Raw genomic sequence first — 19,623 nt, 5'->3', positions numbered from 1 at the left:
CCCAGTTGGGCCTAGTCGCCCAAGGGGAACGCCACGCCTTCACCGACCACGCGCAAGGAGAGCTCGGTCCCAGGCTTGGTGATCGAGGCGTTCCAGTGGCGGATGGTGATGACCTCCCCGCCGCCCGGGTAGCGGTGGCCGTTCCCGGTGGCGCTGCCGTCGGGTGCACCGTACTCGCCCAGTTTGATGCGGACAGTGGTTTCCGGGCCGAAGTAGTCCGTATCCACCACTACTCCGCGGATGGGTCCATCCGGGGCGATCCTGATCTGCTCGGGCCGGAGCATGAGCTGGACCTTGCCTTGGGCCGGCGGGCGCCGGACGGGGATGCCGCCCAGGGAACACGTGGCCAAGGACCCCTCCATCCATGCATCGAGGAACACCGCATCGCCCAGGAACTCAGCCGTGGCCCGGTCCGCCGGGCGGGTGTAGACCACAAACGGGTTGCCGATCTGGGCGAGCTTCCCGCCGCGCATGATCGCCACCTGGTCGGCGAAGGAGAGCGCCTCGGCTTGGTCGTGGGTCACCAGGATGGTGGTGACGCCGGCATCGTTGAGTACCTTGGCCACGGTCCGCCGGGTGGCAACGCGCAAGCCCGCGTCGAGGGCGGAGAACGGCTCGTCGAGGAGCATGAGTTCCGGCTCGCGTGCCAACGCCCGCGCCAAGGCAACACGCTGCTGCTGGCCGCCGGAGAGCTGGTGCGGACGCCGTTTGGCCATGGCCGGGTCCAGGGAAACCATTTCGAGGAGCTCGCCGACCCGCGTTTTCACGGCGCGGCGACCGCCGTCGAGCTTTGCCGAATCGAGCCCGAACGCGACGTTCTGCCCCACCGTCAGGTGCGGGAACAAGGCTCCGTCCTGCGCCACGTAGCCAACCTGCCGCTTGTGCGCCGGAACCCAGGTGTTGCCGTCGGCCACGGGGGCGCTGTCCAGGCTGATGGAGCCGGTGTCCGGGTGTTCAAAGCCGGCAATCAAGCGCAGGAGCGTGGTTTTTCCGGAGCCGGAAGGACCCACGATCGCGGTGGTGCCGCCCTTCGCGACCGAGAGATTCACGCCCTTCAGCACGGACTGGGAACCGAAGTTCTTGGTGACCTCGGCGATGTCCAGATGCGGATTGGTGCTGGGCGCAATGGAAGGCGCAACCCGCGGGGCAGGGAGTCTTGAGGGGGATTGTTCGGTCACTGTCCGGCAACTTTCTTGGACTGTTGGAAAAGCAGGTAGGTCATGGGTGCCGAGAGCAGGATCATCAGCAGGGCGTAGGGGGCTGCCCCGGTGTAGTCGATCTCGCTGCTCTTGCTCCAGAACTCGGTGGCCAGGGTCTTGGTGCCGTTGGGTGAAAGCAGCAGGGTGGCGGTGAGTTCATTGACGATGGCGAGGAAGACCAATGCGGCTCCACCCGCAGCCGCGGGCGCGGACAGCCGCAGGGTGACCCGGAAGAAGGAGGCCAGCGGTGCCTTGCCCAAAGACTGGGCGGCCTCGTCGAGTTCCTTCGGAGCCTGGGCCAGACCGGAACGGATGTTGACCAGCGCCCGGGGCAGGAAGAGGAGCACATATGCGGCCACCAGCACTCCGGCGGTCTGGTAGATGCCCGGAACCACGCGGATGCTGACGGTGACGAAGGCCAGGCCCACCACGATTCCCGGAAGGGAACTGGTGACGTAGTTGGACAGCTCCAGCAGTTTGCTGAACCAACTGGGGCGCCGTACGGCCAAGTAGGCCATGGGGAACGCCACGATGGTGGTGACCAAGGCGCCGACCGCGCCGTACAGGAGGGTCTGAAGCAGGGCTGGCATGAACTCGTCCGCGGCCCAGATCTCCGAACCGCCCGCCACGACCCAGCGCAGCACGAACCATACCGGAACCCCGAAGGCCAGTACGGTGAGGGCAAGGAGTGCCAGTTGGGCAGGCGCCTGGTACAGCCCCAGCGGCAGGCGGGTGGCTTTTGCCTGCGCACCCGAACCGATCCGGGCGTAGCGTGCCGTGCCGCGGCTCCGGACCTCCAACACCAACAGGATCAGGCAGAGGAACACCAGGACACTGGCCAGCATGTTTCCGGCCGTGCCGTTGAACGTGGACTGGAACTGGACCATGATCGCGGTGGTAAACGTATCGAAGCGGATCATTGCGAAGGCACCGTATTCCGCCAGGAGGTGCAGGGCGACGAGCAACGCACCACCGGACATCGCGATGCGCAGTTGCGGCAGGACCACGCGGAAGAACACAGCCCACGGCCCCAGGCCCAGCGACGCCGCGGACTGCTCGATCGCAGGATCAAGCCGGCCCAGCGTGGCCGCCGCAGGGATGTAGACCAACGGGAAATAGGAAAGCGTGGCGATCAGGACGCCGGACCAGACGCCTTCCAGCGACGGCACGGCGGAGACCCACGAGTAGCTGTTGACGAATGCGGGAATGGCCAACGGTGCCGCCAACGCCACGGCCCAGAAGCGACTGCCCCGCAGTCCGGTCCGCTCCACCAGCCAGGCGCCGCCAACCCCCAGGATCAGGCATGCGGGAACAGTGATCACAGTGAGCAGGATGGTGTTCATCAACAGTTCCGCGACGCGCGGCCGGAAGATGAGTTCGACGGCGGTGTCCCAGCCTGTCGCCGTGGTCATGTAGACCACGTAACCCAGGGGAACGAGGGAAAACAGCGCCGTCAGGACCGCCAGCAGGGACACTGTGGAAACGCCGAAAGGCGGGCGAGGGCTCTTGCCCCTGCCCGCCGTCGTCGTGCTTCCTGCCAATTGCGTGCCGGAAGCCGGGAGGTTGGTACTCAATGGGTTACAGCAGTCCTGCCTTGGTCATCAGCTCGGTGACCTTGGTGGAGTTGAGCTTGGCCGGGTCCACGGCGGGAGCCTGGAGTTCCTTGATGGGAACAAGCTTCTCGTTGGATTCAACCTGGGAAGCAACGGCGTATTCGAAGGAGGTACCCGTCTTCAGGACCTCCTGGCCCTTCTTGCCCGTGATGAACTTCAGGAATGCCTGTGCGTCGGCTGCGTGCTTGGAGGACTTCAGGACACCGCCGCCGGAGACGGACACGAACGCGCCCGGATCCTGGTTCTTGAAGTAGTACGGCGTGACGTTCTTGGAGTTCTCGCCCGTCTTGGCCTGGTCGCCATAGTAGTAGTAGTGGTAGATCAGCGCGGCGTCCACTTCGCCGGCGTTCACGGCCTTCATGGCGGTGCTGTTGCCCTTGTAGGCCTTGAAGTTTTCCTTCATTCCCTTGAGCCATTCCTCGGTGGCGGCTTCGCCCTTGAGTTCAAGGAGGGCGGAGACGATCGCCTGGAAGTCAGCGCCGGTGGGGGATGCGGCCCACTTGCCCTTCCACTCCGGGGTGGCCAGGTCCAGCATGGACTTGGGCAGCTTGTCTTCGCTGATCTTGTTCTTGTCGTACACAAAAACGGTGGAGCGGGCTGCGATGCCGGTCCACTTGCCGGTGGAGGGGCGGAACTCGGCGGGAACCTGGTCGATGGTTGCTTTGTCCACGTCTGCGAAGAGGCCGGCGTTCTCAACCTGCGTCATTGCGGGCGAGTTCTCCGTGAGGAAGACGTCTGCCGGGGAGGCTGCGCCTTCCTGGATGATCTGGTTGGACATTTCGGTGTCGCCGCCCTGACGGACCGTCACCTTGATGCCGGTCTCCTTGGTGAAAGCGTCGATCCATTCCTTGGTGAGGCTTTCGTGCTGGGCGTTGTACACCGTGATGCCGTCGCCGGAAGCGGCGGCCGAGTCGGAGGCGGCCGGAGTTCCTGCGTTGGAGCCACAGGCTGAGAGGCCGAGGGCGGCGGTGGCGGCGAGCGCGATTCCAGCCAGCGCGTTCTTGCGGAGCTTCATGGAGACTTCTTTCTGCGAACAGACGTGGGGTCCGGAAGCGCGTTCCGGTCCTTGCGGGCGTTGGGGGATTGGGGTGCCCGCTCCTGAAAAGCGTAGGTTAGGCAATCCTTCTTAACGAAGCCCGAAAGGCATTAAGTGACAAGGATCACTTCAATTACACAAGTATTGCGTGACGTAATTCGCCTACGTCAGTGTGGCCGCCGCCTCGAAGGCCATCCATGCCTGCAGTTGGGTGGAAAGTTCGACGGCGGCCCCCGCCGGATACGTTTCGCCCGCCGGGCGCTGGGGGTCGGGGGAGAAAACCAGGTGCCTGGTTCCGCCTGCCGTGTTGCCGCCGGCCTCGTCGCGACCGGCCCACAGGGCTTCCGCGGTGGCCAACACCAGTGCCTCGGCGGTGGCGCGGGCGTGGTCCGGAAGTTGGCTGTCACGGGCGGCCAAGGCCAAATACCGAACCAGGATGCCGGTGAACAGGCCGCCGTCGCCGGTTCCCTGGCCTTTGATCACCTTGGTTCCGTCGATGGTCAGTTCCCGCGCTGTCGCCTCGATGAGTCCGGCCGCCCGTTCAACGTTTGCCGGGCCGCCGAGTTCCAGCAGTGCTCCTAAGACCGGGCCTTGGTTGTAGGTGTAGATCGCGTTTTCCAGTACGGTCCCGCCATTGCGGATCCGCAGCCCATCCATGTAGAGGCCGCTGTCAGGGTTGAGCAGCTTGGTGTTAAGCCAGTCCACCAGCGCCTGGGCTTCGTCCAGGTGTCCCGTCCTGGCGAAATACAGTGCGATAGGAGCCGTGGCCGGGGTGTTCTTGAAGTCCCTCGCGGTGCTCCAGAAGGTGCCGCCGCCGAGATCCTCAGTGGCTGCCGAGTTGAACTGAAGGGTGAGGGACTTGCGAACGTACGCGTTGCGGCGGCGTCCAGGCTTGCGGGTTTCCTCGGCCAGCGCGTCCAGCCGCAATGTTGAAAGGGCCAGCCACGCCATGTCGTCGTAGAAGTGGTTGATGAACCTGAAGCGGTTCCTGATCCGGATGCTGGTGACCAGCCGGGAAGCGAGCCTGCCCGCACTGGGGCGGGAGTCGCCGTCGAACTTTGCTCCTGCGGCGAGTTCGCGGCGGCCGGTATCCACCAGGCAGTCCGCGTAATGCGCCTGCCACCAGTAGTGCCATGGGCCGAAGATGCTGCTGGCCCGCCACGGGACCCTGATGGCGCCGATGTGCGTCCCGGGCAGGAAGAACAGCCGCTTGCCGAAGGTGCGGGTGACCGAGCGTGCGGCGTGGTCGGCGCGGCCTGCCCACTGGCTCGGGTTAGCTGATGGCTCGGTGTTGCTCGGCATGGTCCCAGCCTAGCGGCGGTGTCCCGACGGGATGTGCGGCGGGTTCTCCCGACGTGCGCTGGGTCACAATTCCAGTTAACATGCATTAACGGATTTGGATCTGCATGAAGTTTGCGTCGCGTCTGCATCGAGGAGGATGGATGGACATCAAAGGCACAGTTGCACTGGTCACCGGGGGAGCGTCAGGACTGGGTGCTGCCACCGCCAAACGGCTTTTCGACGCCGGGGCCTCGGTGGTGTTGGTGGATCTGCCGCAGTCGGCAGGCGAGGCCTTCGCGGCTCAGCTGAACGCGGTTGCCTCCGGTCAGCAGGCTGTTTTCGCCCCGGCGGACGTCACCGACGAGGCCCAAGTACAGGCGGCCATCGACGCCGCCGCATCGCTTGGCGCCTTGCGGATCGTGGTCAACTGCGCGGGCGTCGCCACGCCGGGCAAAGTGCTGGGCCGTGAAGGCGTTCTTCCGCTTGAGGTGTTCAACAGGGTCATCCAGATCAACTTGGTGGGAACGTTCAACGTTGTCCGGCTGGCTGCGGCCTCCATGGTCCAGAACGAGCCCGTAAGTACTGAACTCGGGGGACCCGAACGCGGCGTGATCATCAATACCGCGTCGGTGGCAGCCTTCGAAGGCCAGATCGGGCAGCCGGCCTACGCCGCATCCAAGGGTGCCGTTGCCGCCATGACTTTGCCCCTCGCCCGTGAATTCGCCCGCTCGCTGATCCGCGTGGCCACCATCGCTCCCGGGATTTTCGAAACGCCCATGATGGCCGGCCTGCCTCCGGCAGCGCAGGAATCCCTAAGCCAGCAGGTGCCGCACCCCGCCCGTCTGGGACGCCCAGCCGAGTACGCCAACCTGGCCGCCCACATCGTGGAGAACGCCATGCTCAATGGCGAGACCATCCGGCTCGACGGTGCCATCCGGATGGGACTGAAGTAATGGGAGACTACGCCGGCGCGGCAACGCAGCCTGCCGACTTGCCTACTGCCGATTTCTTCGATTTCGAGTCGCTGCTCAGCGTGCAGGAGCAGCGCAAACTGAACGAACTTCGAGCATTCCTCGCCACTGAGATCGCCCCGTACGCGGGCGAGTGGTGGGACAAGGCCGAGTTTCCGGAGCACATCCTGCCCAAGCTGGCGGCGCTCCGGCTTAGTGCGCCCGCCCAGCGAGGCTACACCCACCTGTTTGCCGGGCTGGTCATCGCAGAAATGACGCGAGTTGACACGTCCATCGCCACCTTTTTCATGGTGCACCACGATCTCTTCGTCGAATCGCTCTACGACTTCGGCAGCGATGCCCAGCAGGATCGCTACCTCGACGACGCCTCCAACCTGCGCACCACCGGCGCCTTCGCGCTTACCGAGCCGAACCACGGTTCGGACGTCGCCGGCGGGATGGAAACCAGGGCGCGGCGCGTCGTCAGGGCCGCGTCCGACGGCGGCGACTACTGGGTGATCAACGGAGCCAAGCGCTGGATCGGCAACGGGACGTTCTGCGACTACATGCTGGTGTGGGCGAAGGACGAGGCCGACGGCGCCGTGCGTGGGTTCGTCGTCGACGCTTCGCTGCCGGGGATCACGCGCAGCCGCATCGAAAACAAGGTTGCCCTGCGGACGGTGCAGAACGCCGACATCCTCTTCCAAGACGTACATGTCGCCGAGGCCGACCGTTTCGCCGGGATCAACAGCTTTGCGGACACCAACCATCTCCTGCGCGGCTCACGGATCATGGTGGCTTGGCAAGCGGTAGGCCAACAGCTGGCTGCCTTTGACATTGCCCGGCAATACGCCGTGGAACGCCTCCAGTTCGGCAAGCCGCTGGCCAAGTTCCAATTGATCCAACAGCACCTGGTGGACATGCTGGGCAACGCTGTGGCCAGCATGGGGATGATGGTCCGGATTGCGCAATTGCAGGAGGACATCTTCACGGACGCCGGTGGGGTGCGGCACGGCGGCGCTGATATGGCCCAAGTGGCGTTGGCCAAGGCCTATTGCAGCGCCCGGATGCGTGAAACAGTGGCCTTGGGCCGGTCCATCCTTGGCGGGAACGGCATCGTGACCGACTATCGGATAGCGAAGGTGTTCGCCGATGCCGAGGCGATCTACACCTATGAAGGCTCGTACGAGATCAACTCGCTCATCGTCGGAAGGGCAGTTACAGGGGTTTCCGCCATCGCCTAGCTACGCCTCTTCCGGAATCTTCTCGCCCGCCTCCACGCGGATATCGATCGAGTTGCCGCGCACTGGCATGGGGCACGTGCCGTAGGGGGTGAAAGCGCTCGGGTAGTTGATGGCGCGGTTGAAGTCGATGACTACGGATCCGTCCGGGCGGGGCTTGGGGATGAACACCTTGCGCCACTCGTCGGTGGTTTCGCCATTGGTCTCATCGTGGAACGTCACGTTGAGGGCTCCGAGTTTTTCCTCTTCCGCGTGGAGCCTGATCTGGTGCGGAACACCCGGTGCGCGGAACACCACCTCGCCCACGGAGCGGTGGACCCCGTCCACCAAGGGATTGGCCGTTCCAATGGGCACATCCACGGGGTGGTCGTAGGCCTCAAACTTGCCTGTGACCACCCACTGGGGGTCATAGGCGAAGGTTGGAACACTTCTGAACTCCGTGTAGACAGGTGAGCCGTTGTCCCTGGTCCGGATGGCGTACTTGTCAGCCCGCATGGCCAGCTCCACCACCACTTGGTTTCCTTCGGGACCGCCGTACTGGACCCACATGAGCGATTCTTCGTCCTGCAGGGCTTCGGTGAACGTTCCCACTGCGGGTTCTCCCGTAGCGACGAAGCTGAGGCCATCCTCCGCTGTGGCCGTCAGTGTGGCGATGCTGCCGTTCGTCGACCAATGCCCCGGGGCGAGCTCCAATGGCCCGGGTACTTCTTCGAGCCACTGGAACGACGTCAGCGTCAGCCAACCGTGGTCCGATGCCAAGGCCGCGTTCCGTCCGTTGCGAAACCTTTCCCAGCGGGCGAGTTGGGCATCGGCAGCGGTGGGGATCATGGTTCTCCTTGATTCGCGCGGGACCGCTTGTGGCGGCTTGTCCTTCCCGTCAACCATGCGGGAGGGGTGCGCATTCCCGTCCGTGGAGCGACTCGCGCTGGCCCCCAACACATGCCAGCGCGAGCCCGTCTTAAAGGCGATGCGATGTGCCCGGGGGACGGCACATCGCATCGCGGTTCAATTCGCCGGCTCTCTAGTGGGAGCGTCGGCGTGCTGCGGACCTGGTAGCAGCGAAGGCCAGCAGCGAACCCACAGCCAGGAACGCGGCGGCGACCGTGATGAACACCGTCCCGTTGGCTCCAGTGGTGGCAAGCTCGCCTTCACTGCCACCCGCTGCGGGAGTTGTGGCCGTCGGAGTCGGTACCACCACAACGGGGGCAGACGTCGTGGGGCTGGTGCTCGGGCTTGCGGTTGGTGTTGCAGGGGTAGTGCTGGGTGTGGCCTGCGTGGGAGTTGCCGTGGGCGTGGGTGTCGCTGTGGGAGTTGCCGTGGGCTTGGGGGTGGCCGTCGGACCCGTGGTGGCGTCGCCGCTTCCGTCTGCGAAGGTCCGCTTGGTTTCGGCGCTGATGGCGCTCTCGACGCCGGAGATGGTGACCGTTCCGGTGTTCGTGTAGGAGTCGAGGTTCGGATCAGTCACTGCTGCCACCACAAACAGTTCCACGCGTTCGCCCTTGGGCAGCCCCGTCCAGGTGGCCGTGACTTTCCCAGGGGTGCATTCGACCACAGCCGGGTACTTCTCTGTGTCCATGGGATCGATGATGTTGCCCTGGGCGTTCAATACCTTGCCGACGCGTGGGGTGACTTCGTCGCAGTCGATTTCCATGCCGGCGGCAGGCGTATCAGTGACAACGACCTCGTTGGTGTCTGACTGCATCGGCGGCATATACACAATCGATTCGAGACGCGTCTGTTCCGCGTCTGCCCACCACATGGCTTTGCCGGGCGAAGTTGGGACGGGCGCGCAGTCGCTGGTGCAGGGCTTGATGTCGACGGGTACGCGGACCACGGTGTCGCCAATGACGAAATCAAGCTGGCTGGCCGTGCTGTTGCCGGGATCCGCCGAGTACTGGGTGGTGAAGGAGCAGGTGCCGCCAATATCGAACTGGTGGGTCTGCACGAAGTCCGTCAGGGTGAAAACTACGAGCCCGGAATCGCTTGCTTCAGCCTTTGCGACAGTCTCGCCGTCGGGGTTGTTCAGGTCAAATGAAGCGGTTCCAAACCATCGCAGCTGGGGTGGTAGCTGGAGTTCGAAGGTGTCGCCGGGCTTGGAGTGGTCCGGGACGGTCCACGTGCAGGAAAGATCCACCTGGTCCCACTGGTTCGTCACCACTGACTGGGTGCTGAGGGTGATGCGGGCACCTGCAATCGCGGCGGCATGGGCGGGCGCGGCCGACCAGACCAGGGCCACCGCCACCAAGAGTGCGGCAAGGAGTGCGGTGGCTGCGGAAGCCACCTTGACATGCAACTGATTATTCATTGGAAGAGATCCTTTGTTGGTGAATCCATAGGCCGTCGAAAGTTGAGTGACCGAGCCACCGCTTTCGTGACGCCCTCTTTCGGATTCGCCGTCAGAGGAGTTCCGGCCACCGTTCGGATGTGCCTGCATCCTGGGAAAGCGGGTAAAGGCTCATCCGCGATGGGCTCAAGGATCCGGCCCCCAGGGCTTCCATGGCTGCCTTGCAGGCTGCCAGCCGTTCGAGGTTGGATTCGCACACCTGGAACGCAACGTGGATGGCGGAGCTCCGGTAGGTTGCCAAGGCGCCTGTCCCGCTGAGTTGGCGCTGGACCAAGGCCCCCAGCTGCACCAGCAGCGTCCATCCATGGCTTCGGCTGTCTGGCGGCTCGGGAAGGGCGATGACCGCCAATGCGTGATGCTGGGCGTACTCGGGACCTGCGTTGTCCAACTCCACGAGATGACGCTGGAAATGGGCCTGCGTGGCCAGACCGGTGTAAACGTCCGTGCAGGAGATCGGGGGAAGTGCCTCGGCACCTTCAGCCCACCCCTCGGCCAATGACTGGAGCGCATCCACATCGAGGCTCTGGTCCGCCGCGTCAAACAGGGCCCGGAAGTCCGTCATGGTTTCGCCGATGCCCACGCCGTTCCTGGCGCGCGCGGCCCCCAGCGATTTTGCAGTCGGGGCAGGAACAGTGGAGCGCGTTGTCAGTGAGGTGACCACAGTGCGGACTTCGGGCAGCAGCCAGTCGGATTTGAACCGCCATCCCTGCTGGTAGCTGGTGGTCTGCCAGCGGCGTAGGAGGAGGTGCCGCGAGAACGTGCATTCGGCGATCGATTTTGTCCCGTACAAGGTCATATCCGAAGAGTGCGGCCTTGCAGCCAATCATGACGACGCACCGGGCAACTCTAATTCCTAAAAAGATTGTAGAAATGGGCGTCATGACTTTGACCCACCATTCACTCCGTATGTATGGGCAAGATTTATTCGCATGTGGGGACGCCGTAGATGGCGCGGAGGTCGCAGCACCCCGGGAAGGCCAGTGCCGAGGCCAGTGACGGGCAGCTTATTGCGTTGGTTCGGGGCGGTGACACGGCAGCTTTTGACGGCCTGTACGAACGGCATATTTCCATCGCCTCAACGGTGGCCCGGCGCAACGTGGACAACCCCAGCGACGCAGAGGACATTGTGGCGGAAGCTTTCCAGTCCGTGCTCCAAAGCCTGGTTGCCGGCAGAGGCCCCGATACGTTTTTTCGCGCCTATCTGCTGTCCACTGTCACGCGCCTGTCCCATCATCGGAACCGAAAGGCGGGCAGGACACTTCCAAGCGGTGACGCTTCAACGCTGGACCATGCGGTGGGCGAGCCGGACGCGGTGGTCAAGGCCTTTGAATCCCACACCGTGGCCAAGGCATTCCGCATGCTGCCCGAGCGTTGGCAGGCAGTGCTGTGGTACCTCGACGTCGAACGCATGAAGCCGGCTGCAGCAGCCCCCCTCCTGGGTCTGTCGGCCAACGCCGTTTCAGCCTTGGCACTGCGGGCTCGCGAAGGCTTGCGCCGCCAGTACTTGCAATGCCATGTCTCGGAAGACCCGAGGAAGGAATGCACGGAGTACGTAGCCAAGCTCGGAAGTTACATCAGGGGTGGCCTCTCCGGGCCCTCAGCGCGAAAGGTCCGCACCCACCTTGAAGGGTGCGCCAGTTGCACGGCCGTGGTGGCGGAGCTCAAGGATGTGGAAGGCAGCATGAAGGCTGTGCTCCTGCCTCTTGTCACGGGGATTCCGGTGGCTGCCTGGGCGGCCCATGGTTCGGGGCTGGGCATCATCGGAAGCCTCGCTGCCCCCGCCAAAGTGGCAGCTGTTGCACCCCTCATTGCCCAGCCGGCTGCTGCGGCCATCATGACAGCCGCAGCAGTGGGGCTGGTGATCGGGGCAGCAGGAGTCGTAGACCATTTTTACCCGGAGACGCCCTCCGAACAACGGACTGTCCAGACCGCAGCCGTTCCCAGCCAAGCCACAGTAGCCCCGCCGGCGGACACCCCCACTCCTTCGCCCAGCCCAACGGAGATCCCACCTGTGCCAGTGGCCCCCGCAACTGAGGAACCCCGGCCTGATCCGGTGCCCGTGCCGGAAGACACGGCACCCGCCGTCGAACCTCCCCAGTCGTCTGCCCCGGAAGTGACGCCCTCTCCCACTCCGGCTCCCGACCCGCCCAAGCGTGACACCAAGTCAGGAACAGTCACCGCCGCCGTCGGAATGACAAAGGATGGGAGCCGCTCCACCACCCCTTTCACAATCGAATTCACAGTCTCCGGCTCGGCTCCACTGGGCAAAGGGACAGCAGTGTTCTCGGCGCCGGATGGCGCGCGGATAGTTGGTGGCTCCATCGACGCTCCCGATGGTTGGAGGTGCACGCTGGAAAACGAGTCCAAGGCAGTGTGTTCCACCGACTCGGCCAAGCGGAGGAACCTGCACTTCCACTTGACGGTCGAATCACGGCATCGCAGCGCCTCTTCCCTCAGCTATGGCCTTGACGGGACGGGAATCCAGGAACGTCGGTTCGTCTACAACTATTGACCAACTTTTGATGCGTGGATCACAACCCAATCCCCATCATGAATCAGCTCCATTACTCACTCATTCCATGGCAAGACCCGGACGCGGGTTGGTACGCATCATCCACGTTATTTAGGGGAAGTATGAAGGCAATGGTGTTTGCCGTGGCTGGCGCGCTTGGCGCGCTGGCCGTGGCTTTAGCCTTGGTCCCGGTCGGCCGGAATTGGTTCGTTCGTAGATTCAGATCGCCGCATCGGTTGCGCGGGATTACGGCGGCGTTGGGCGCACTGCTGATGGGCGCCCTGTTGGGGTGTGTTCTAAGTCCCGAGTACTTGGGCTGGTGCGCCGTGGTGGTGCTCTTGTGCGGTGCTGCCTTGGTTGTCGGCTTCCTGGTGGCACCAACGCTGAGGATAGACCACGCCATGACCGCCCAACCCAGGCGTGTCCTGGCCATCGGAGCCCATCCCGACGATCTCGAGTTGGCCTGCGGTGCGACGCTCGCGAAGCTCGCGGACGCTGGCCATGAAGTCCGGGCCATGGTCATGAGCAATGGCAGCAAGGGCGGCGACAGCTCAGTCCGGGTGAGCGAGGCATCGTCGGGTTCGGAGTTCATGGGGGTAGCCAAGGTCCAGGTGCACGACTTCCGGGATACCAACCTGTCCCAGCACGGCCAGGAAATGGTCCAGGCAATTGAAGCGTTCATCAATGAGTTCCAACCGGACGTTGTGATGACCCACTCGGGCCATGACTACCACCAGGACCACCAAGCCGTGCACAGCGCCACCATGCGTGCCGCGCGGCGGCATTCGTCCATCCTGTGCTTCGAGAGCCCCTCGGCCACCCGGCAGTTCAATCCAAGTGTCTTCGTGGATATCGCGGGCTATGTGGATGTAAAGATCCACGCCGTCTCCATGCACCGGGACCAGCGGGGCAAGCCCTACATGAGCGCCGAAAGGGTCCGTAGTCTCGCGGCCTTCCGTGGCTCGCAAGTCAAGACCAGTTACGCGGAAGGCTTTGAACCCGTACGCTTGCTCGGCTCGGCAGTGGGGGAGTTCTGATGGCCCGGTTCCTGGTCACAGGTGTCGGCGGTCCCGCAGGCAGTTCGCTGGCACGCCAGCTCATGGACCGCGGCCACTGGGTCCTCGGCGTGGACATGCAGGCAGTGGGCAGTGGCTCCGCAGATGTGGTCGCCAAGGTTTCCCGCTCCGACGCGCCCGGCTATCTGTGGGAATTGCGCGGCCTGACCGCCCAACACGCCATCGATGTTCTTGTTCCGACCGTCAGCGACGAGTTGGTCCTGGTCTCCGGGGCAAAGGACGATCTGGCGCCCGGTGTGCGGGTGGTCGTGGCCGATGCTGCACCGGTCCGCATCGCCAACGACAAATTCCACACCATGGCTTGCCTCGACAACGCAGGTGTGGGCGTCCCGGCTTATGGGCTTCCCGGGAGTTTCGAATCCGCGGAGCACGCCATGGACGTGCTCGGCGGTCCGCTCGTAGTCAAACCCCGTGTTTCCCGCGGTGGCCGGGGCGTGCAGATTCTGGAGCGACTGGCCGGCGGAGGGCAACACGCCGCGGATGCCTGGGCCACGCTGGATGAGACGGTGATTGTCCAGCGATTCGCCTCCGGTCCGGAATACGCTCCGGTGGTTCATCTCGACGGAAAGGGCGAGCGCCTCGTGGTGGTACTCGAGAAGACCGAACTCAAAGAAGGTCGCATAGGCAATGCGGTTTCGGTCCGGCGCAGCGAACCACCAGCGGACCGGGACGTAGCAGAACTGGCCGTTGCCGCCGTCGAAGCATTGGGCCTGCAGGGTCCGGTGGACATCGACATCAGAAGGATGGCGGACGGTACCCCGGTGGTCCTTGAGGTCAACGCCCGTTTCGGCGCCAACAGCACATTCGCTCCGGAACTCGTGGACAGTGTGCTGCGGGCGCATGCCACCGAGCTGCTGACAGGCAGGACTGCGTGACAGTCCTCGATATTGCGTTGGTTTTTGTCCAGGTGGGCGGCCTCGTCATCCTGGGTTTCGGTGCCGTCAAGATCTTCTATGTTCCGTTGGCCCTCTATTTCAACCGCATTCACCGCCCCCGTCCGGTGAAACACAAGTATTCGGTCCTCATCACCAAGCCTTTGGTTTCAGTCATCGTCCCGGGTTACAACGAGGCCGTGGTCATCACCAACTGTGTGGAGTCGATCCTCGCCAGCCGGTACGTCCGGCTGGAAGTAATCCTGGTTGACGACGGGTCCACCGACTCCACGGCTGAGATCATGTCCGGGCTTGCCGAACAATATGACCGTGTCCGGTTCATATCCCGCGCAAACGCGGGTAAGGGAGCGGCCCTGAACACTGGCATTGCGGCGGCCCAAGGCGACATCCTGATGTTCGTTGACGCGGACGGAATCTTCGCGCCGGACACCATGCTCCACATGCTTGAGGGATTCGATCATCCCAAGGTCGGCGCAGTCTGCGGCGACGATCGGCCTGTGAACCTCAACAGGGTGCAGACCATGATGCTCGCGGTCCTCAGCCATGTCGGCACGGGGCTCGTGCGCCGAGCCCTCTCGCTGATGCACTGCCTCCCCATTGTGTCCGGCAACATCGGTGCATTCAGGGCGGACCTGGTACGCAGCATGGGCGGTTTCCATGAGGACACCCTTGGCGAAGACCTGGAGCTCACCTGGCGGGTCTACAAGGCCGGCTTCCGGGTCAACTTCCAGCCCAAGGCGCTGGTCTATGCTGAATCGCCCTCCACCATGGGTGGACTATGGCGCCAACGTGTGCGTTGGTCGCGAGGCCTGCTCCAAACCCTGCGTATGCACTTTGGGATGTTGGGCAAGACGACCTACGGGACGTTCGGGCTGTTCCTTGTTTTCAACGCGTTCACCATGGTGCTGATACCCATCCTGCAGTTGTTGATCCTGGGGATTCTGCCTTTTCTCTACGTGGCAGGCAAAGGACCCATTCCCTGGGAAGTGCTTGCCATCCTGGGATGGCTTGGCCTCTTCGTCTCTTTTGTCCTGATCGTCTTTTCCATCGGTCTCAATCGTTCATGGAAGGATCTTCGTTTTGTCTGGACAGTGCCGCTGTGGCCTTTTTATTCAGTCTTTGTGGGACTCGCCTTGGCCAGCGCGATCATCAAGGAACTGCGGGGGAGTCCCGCGCGGTGGAACAAACTGCAACGAACGGGCGTCGTCTCGGTGACGGCGCTGGAGAGCGATCACGTGAGGGGGTCCCTGGCGTGAAACAGATCTTCGTTTCTTTTGCCGTCATGCTAGCCACGGCAGTCGCGTCCACGGCGGTTATGGCGACGTCCTCTGCCGGGAGTCTTTCCCTGCCCAGCGATCGAATCGTCAACCTTGGCTTCGAGGATGTCGTGACCAAGGATCCCCAACACCTTCCGAAGCTTGCCCAGCGGCTGGATTCGGTAAACGCCACAGCCGTCTCGCTGGCCGTGGGGCGCACGGACTGGACAGCCTTTCCGTGGGCCGCCCGGCCGGGGTCGTCCTTAAGCGAAGTGGCGGCAAACGGACGGGACTACGTCGCCGAGGCTGTAAAAGCTTTGGGGACCTCGGCTGACGGTAAGAAACGGGATGTCATCCTGACCATTGATGTCCTTCTGGACAGAGCCCTCCGCGAGGACCCCTCCCTTGCGGGGCGGGACATCCATGGCCAGCGATCTTCGAGTTTTGCCAGTGTGTCCGCACTGCGCAACGGCGAAGCGGGCAATCGCTTGGTAGCACTCGCCGCGGACGTCGCCAGGAAGTACCACCCCACCGCAGTGGACCTGACCGAGCTGATGTTCGACGATTTCACCTTCGGGCCGGATGATCTTGAAGACTACAAATCCACCACGGGCCAAACCGACTGGCCTCGGTTGGCCAACGGATCGATCAATACCGCAGATTCCCATATCCGGACCTGGCGCAGCGAAGCGGTGGCGGACATCGCCCGAAAGGTGGCTGCCGCCGTCGAACCCTATGGCGTCAAAACCGAGATGGATGTGAGGAGCCCGCTCAAGTCCGCGTCCGGAGACAGGGCTGAGAGCGGACATGACTACGATCTTCTCCTCAAGCAAGTGAACCGCCTCCATGTGTGGCAGTACGTGGGACTGAACAGTGAGCGTGCGCCCAGCACCGAGGAGTTGGTACGGGCCATGAACCGCCGTGCCGGTTCCCGGATGTCGCTCTCGCTGGGGTTATGGGCGGACGACGGCGTCATCTCGGCGGATAATTTTGCGGATGCCTTGAGGGAGGCGGCACGGGGCGGTGCGGAGTCAGTGTCAGTGACGCCTGCGAGCCTCATGGGTGACGATCACTGGCAGGTCCTCCAGAAAGCTTGGGCTGGGTAATCCTGTAGCCCGGGCGATGCCAGAATCTGAGACATATTCCCGCGGCCCAAGCCCCTGCGGGTAGTATCCCTTGGGAAACATAAGTAATTGGGCTCACAGTATCCAGCGCAGTGTACGAGCCAAACCACATCCCGAAGGTAAGTATCTATGGTTCACACTGCCCCCCAAGACACCGATCTCGCCGCGGAACTTCGCGCCGACGTACGCCGGGTCTCAACCCTGCTGGGCGAGTCCCTGGTACGGCAGCACGGCCCGGAATTGCTGCAGCTTGTAGAGCAGGTCCGGCTGCTGACGAAGGAATCCAAAGAGGCTGCGCGGGGCGGCGCCGACGCCACCGGCCCGTGGAGCGCGCACGACGTCGTCGCCCAGGTCCGCGAACTGCTCGCCTCCCTGCCGCTGGACCAGGCGACCGACTTGGTCCGCGCCTTCGCGTTCTACTTCCACCTCAGCAACGCGGCCGAGCAGGTCCACCGCGTTCGTGGCCTCCGTACCCGCCAGGAGAAGGATGGCTGGCTGGCCAAGGCCGTTTCCGAAATCGCGGGACAGGCCGGCCCGGACGTGCTGCAAGACGTCGTCAACGAGCTCGACGTACGGCCGATTTTCACGGCGCACCCCACTGAGGCGTCCCGACGTTCCGTGCTGGACAAGATCCGGAAGCTTTCGGATGTCCTGGCGCAGCCCACCCAGGAAGGCACGTCCGCACGCCGCCGCCAGGACCGTCAGTTGTCCGAGATCATCGACCAGATGTGGCAGACCGACGAACTGCGCCAGGTCCGGCCCACCCCGGTTGATGAGGCCCGTAACGCGATCTACTACCTGAACAGCATCCTGACCGACGCCATGCCGGAAATGCTGACCGACCTCGCGGAACTCCTTGGCGAACACGGCGTCAAGCTGCCGGCAGCGGGGGCCCCGCTTCGCTTTGGATCATGGATCGGTGGCGACCGCGATGGAAACCCGAATGTCACGGCGGCCGTGACCCGGGAAATCCTGCAGCTGCAGAACCAGAACGCCGTGCGCATCGGCATCGGCCTGATCGATGAATTGATCTCCGTCCTCTCCAACTCGACTGCCCTGTTCGGCGCCGACCAGGAATTGCTTGATTCGATCGAGGTGGACCTCAAGAACCTCCCCGGTCTGGATAAGCGGGTCCTGGAACTCAACGCGCAGGAGCCGTACCGCCTCAAGCTCACGTGCATCAAGGCGAAGCTCATCAACACCGGCCGTCGTATTTCGGCCGCGACCCACCATGAGCCGGGCCGCGATTACTCCACCACTCCGGAGCTGCTTGCCGAGTTCGGCCTGCTCGAATCCTCGTTGCGGAACCACGCTGCCGGCCTGGTGGCCGATGGTGCGCTTGCCCGCGTCCGGCGTGCCCTCGCGGCCTTCGGACTGCACCTTGCCACCCTGGACATCCGGGAACACGCGGACTACCACCACGACGCCGTGGGGCAGCTCGTAGATCGGCTGGGTACCGAAAAGCCTTACGCATCCCTCACCCGTGAGGAGCGCTTTGAATTCCTGGGCGCCGAACTGGCATCGCGCCGTCCGCTCTCAGGCCACCCCATCAAGCTCGACGGCACGGCTGACGGTACCTATGACGTTTTCCGCAGCATTCGCCAGGCCTTGAACACGTATGGTCCGGACGTTGTGGAAACGTACATCATTTCCATGACCCGGGGTGCGGACGACGTTCTCGCTGCGGCCGTCCTGGCACGCGAGGCCGGGTTGATCGACCTCTTCGGAGCAAAGCCCCACGCACGGATCGGCTTCGCGCCGCTCCTGGAAACCGTTGAAGAACTCCGTGCCTCGGCCGAGATCGTGGACCAGTTGTTGTCCGATCCGTCCTACCGGGAGCTGGTCCGGTTGCGCGGGGACATCCAGGAGATCATGCTGGGCTACTCCGATTCCAACAAGGAATCCGGCGTGATGACCAGTCAGTGGGAGATCCACAAGACCCAGCGGAAGCTTCGCGATGTTGCTGCGAAGCACGGCGTTCGCGTACGTCTCTTCCATGGTCGTGGCGGTTCGGTAGGCCGTGGTGGCGGACCCACCTACGACGCGATCATGGCCCAGCCCAACGGTGTCCTCGAGGGCGAAATCAAGTTCACCGAGCAGGGCGAGGTCATCTCGGACAAATACTCGCTGCCGGAGCTTGCCCGCGAAAACCTGGAGCTCTCGCTGGCGGCCGTCATGCAGGGTTCCGCCCTGCACCGGACTCCCCGGACGTCGGAGGACGAGCGCGAGCGGTATGCCAACGTCATGGAGACCATCTCCGACGCGGCGTTCGCCCGCTACCGCGCCCTGATCGACGACCCGGATCTTCCGGCGTACTTCCTGGCGTCCACTCCCGTGGAGCAGTTGGGTTCGCTGAACATCGGTTCGCGCCCGTCCAAGCGCCCGGATTCGGGTGCGGGACTGGGCGGCCTGCGTGCCATTCCGTGGGTCTTTGGCTGGACGCAGTCCCGGCAGATCGTTCCGGGCTGGTTCGGCGTTGGCTCGGGCCTGAAGGCTGCCCGCGAAGCCGGGAACACGGAACAGCTCACGGAGATGATGGACCGTTGGCACTTCTTCCGATCCGTGGTGTCCAACGTGGAGATGACGCTGGCCAAGACTGACATGGAAATTGCCGGGCACTATGTTTCCTCCCTGGTTCCCGAAGAGCTGCACCGCCTGTTCCACATGATCCGGGACGAGTACGAGCTCACGGTGGCCGAGGTGGAGCGCCTCACGGGAGAGCTGGAACTGCTCGATGCCCAGCCGACGCTCAAGCGGTCGCTGGAAATCCGTGACCAGTACCTTGACCCGATCAGCTACCTGCAGGTGGAACTTCTCCGCCGTGTCCGGGAAGAGTCTGTGTCCGGCGCCGAGATCGACGAACGGCTCCAGCGGGCCATGCTCATCACGGTCAATGGTGTGGCAGCCGGCCTGCGCAACACCGGCTAGCCCCAACGCTCTCTCACGAATCGACTGCTTCAACTGAACGCTCGCTCACCTATGGTGGGCGGGCGTTCCGGCTTTAGGCGGTTGGTGAGAGAGCGTCGCCGGGAAGGGGGCGGTTGGTGAGAGAGCGTCGCCGGGAAGGGGGCGGTTGGTGAGAGAGCGATTAGGGTTGG

At 63.7% G+C, this 19,623-nt stretch carries 15 protein-coding genes; 8 read left to right on the top strand and 7 right to left on the bottom strand.

Features of this window, described 5'->3' with window-relative positions:
- Positions 1-11: 11 nt before the first annotated feature.
- The 4 genes from ACFVSJ_RS03205 to ACFVSJ_RS03190 form a co-directional block, all read right to left on the bottom strand.
- A complete protein-coding gene (locus tag ACFVSJ_RS03205) occupies positions 12-1,178 on the bottom strand; it encodes an ABC transporter ATP-binding protein (protein ID WP_387434342.1) in 1,167 nt (388 codons plus the stop codon).
- On the bottom strand, positions 1,175-2,773 hold the full coding sequence (locus ACFVSJ_RS03200) for an ABC transporter permease (RefSeq protein WP_387434340.1): 1,599 nt from the start codon (positions 2,771-2,773) through the stop codon (positions 1,175-1,177). Before ACFVSJ_RS03200 ends, ACFVSJ_RS03205 begins: the two co-directional genes overlap by 4 nt.
- A gap of 4 nt (positions 2,774-2,777) precedes the next feature.
- Positions 2,778-3,827, bottom strand: a complete 1,050-nt coding sequence (locus ACFVSJ_RS03195; RefSeq protein WP_387434338.1) for an iron ABC transporter substrate-binding protein — start codon at positions 3,825-3,827, stop codon at positions 2,778-2,780.
- Positions 3,828-4,010: 183 nt separating this feature from the next.
- Complete coding sequence (locus tag ACFVSJ_RS03190) at positions 4,011-5,150, bottom strand: glycoside hydrolase family 76 protein (RefSeq protein ID WP_387434336.1); 1,140 nt, start codon at positions 5,148-5,150, stop codon at positions 4,011-4,013.
- 140 nt (positions 5,151-5,290) lie between these two features.
- Between ACFVSJ_RS03190 and ACFVSJ_RS03185 the strand changes: the two genes are divergently transcribed.
- Complete coding sequence (locus ACFVSJ_RS03185; RefSeq protein WP_387434334.1) at positions 5,291-6,082, top strand: SDR family NAD(P)-dependent oxidoreductase; 792 nt, start codon at positions 5,291-5,293, stop codon at positions 6,080-6,082.
- On the top strand, positions 6,082-7,323 hold the full coding sequence (locus ACFVSJ_RS03180; RefSeq protein ID WP_387434332.1) for an acyl-CoA dehydrogenase family protein: 1,242 nt from the start codon (positions 6,082-6,084) through the stop codon (positions 7,321-7,323). Before ACFVSJ_RS03185 ends, ACFVSJ_RS03180 begins: the two co-directional genes overlap by 1 nt.
- Here ACFVSJ_RS03180 and ACFVSJ_RS03175 read toward each other — a convergent pair whose 3' ends face one another.
- The 3 genes from ACFVSJ_RS03175 to ACFVSJ_RS03165 all read right to left on the bottom strand — a co-directional run bounded on the left by ACFVSJ_RS03175 (position 7,324) and on the right by ACFVSJ_RS03165 (position 10,460).
- Positions 7,324-8,148 carry a DUF1684 domain-containing protein gene (locus ACFVSJ_RS03175; protein ID WP_387434330.1) on the bottom strand — a complete coding sequence of 275 codons (825 nt, stop codon included), beginning with the start codon at positions 8,146-8,148 and terminating at the stop codon, positions 7,324-7,326.
- A 193-nt stretch (positions 8,149-8,341) separates the two neighbouring features.
- Positions 8,342-9,625 (bottom strand): Ig-like domain-containing protein, encoded by a 1,284-nt coding sequence (locus ACFVSJ_RS03170; protein WP_387434328.1) that lies wholly within the window; start codon positions 9,623-9,625, stop codon positions 8,342-8,344.
- Between the two features lie 91 nt (positions 9,626-9,716).
- Positions 9,717-10,460 carry a hypothetical protein gene (locus ACFVSJ_RS03165; RefSeq protein WP_387434327.1) on the bottom strand — a complete coding sequence of 248 codons (744 nt, stop codon included), beginning with the start codon at positions 10,458-10,460 and terminating at the stop codon, positions 9,717-9,719.
- A 150-nt stretch (positions 10,461-10,610) separates the two neighbouring features.
- Here ACFVSJ_RS03165 and ACFVSJ_RS03160 point away from each other — a divergent pair, with 150 nt between their 5' ends.
- The 6 genes from ACFVSJ_RS03160 (at position 10,611) to ppc (ending at position 19,453) form a co-directional block, all read left to right on the top strand.
- Positions 10,611-12,176: a zf-HC2 domain-containing protein gene (locus tag ACFVSJ_RS03160; RefSeq protein WP_387434324.1), complete on the top strand. Its 1,566-nt coding sequence runs from the start codon at positions 10,611-10,613 to the stop codon at positions 12,174-12,176.
- 257 nt (positions 12,177-12,433) lie between these two features.
- A complete protein-coding gene (locus ACFVSJ_RS03155; protein WP_387434322.1) occupies positions 12,434-13,213 on the top strand; it encodes a PIG-L deacetylase family protein in 780 nt (259 codons plus the stop codon).
- Positions 13,213-14,127 (top strand): ATP-grasp domain-containing protein, encoded by a 915-nt coding sequence (locus tag ACFVSJ_RS03150; protein ID WP_387434320.1) that lies wholly within the window; start codon positions 13,213-13,215, stop codon positions 14,125-14,127. Before ACFVSJ_RS03155 ends, ACFVSJ_RS03150 begins: the two co-directional genes overlap by 1 nt.
- Positions 14,124-15,401, top strand: coding sequence for a glycosyltransferase (locus ACFVSJ_RS03145; RefSeq protein WP_387434318.1), 1,278 nt, complete (start codon positions 14,124-14,126; stop codon positions 15,399-15,401). The genes ACFVSJ_RS03150 and ACFVSJ_RS03145 overlap by 4 nt, the downstream gene beginning before the upstream one ends.
- Positions 15,398-16,507, top strand: coding sequence for a hypothetical protein (locus tag ACFVSJ_RS03140; protein WP_387434317.1), 1,110 nt, complete (start codon positions 15,398-15,400; stop codon positions 16,505-16,507). Before ACFVSJ_RS03145 ends, ACFVSJ_RS03140 begins: the two co-directional genes overlap by 4 nt.
- A 147-nt stretch (positions 16,508-16,654) precedes the next feature.
- Positions 16,655-19,453, top strand: coding sequence for a phosphoenolpyruvate carboxylase (gene ppc / locus ACFVSJ_RS03135; protein WP_387434315.1), 2,799 nt, complete (start codon positions 16,655-16,657; stop codon positions 19,451-19,453).
- Positions 19,454-19,623: the final 170 nt, after the last annotated feature.

It is taken from the genome of Paenarthrobacter sp. NPDC058040 (assembly GCF_042885775.1).
GTDB lineage: Bacteria > Actinomycetota > Actinomycetes > Actinomycetales > Micrococcaceae > Arthrobacter.
This window is presented reverse-complemented; position numbering and strand designations above follow the sequence as displayed.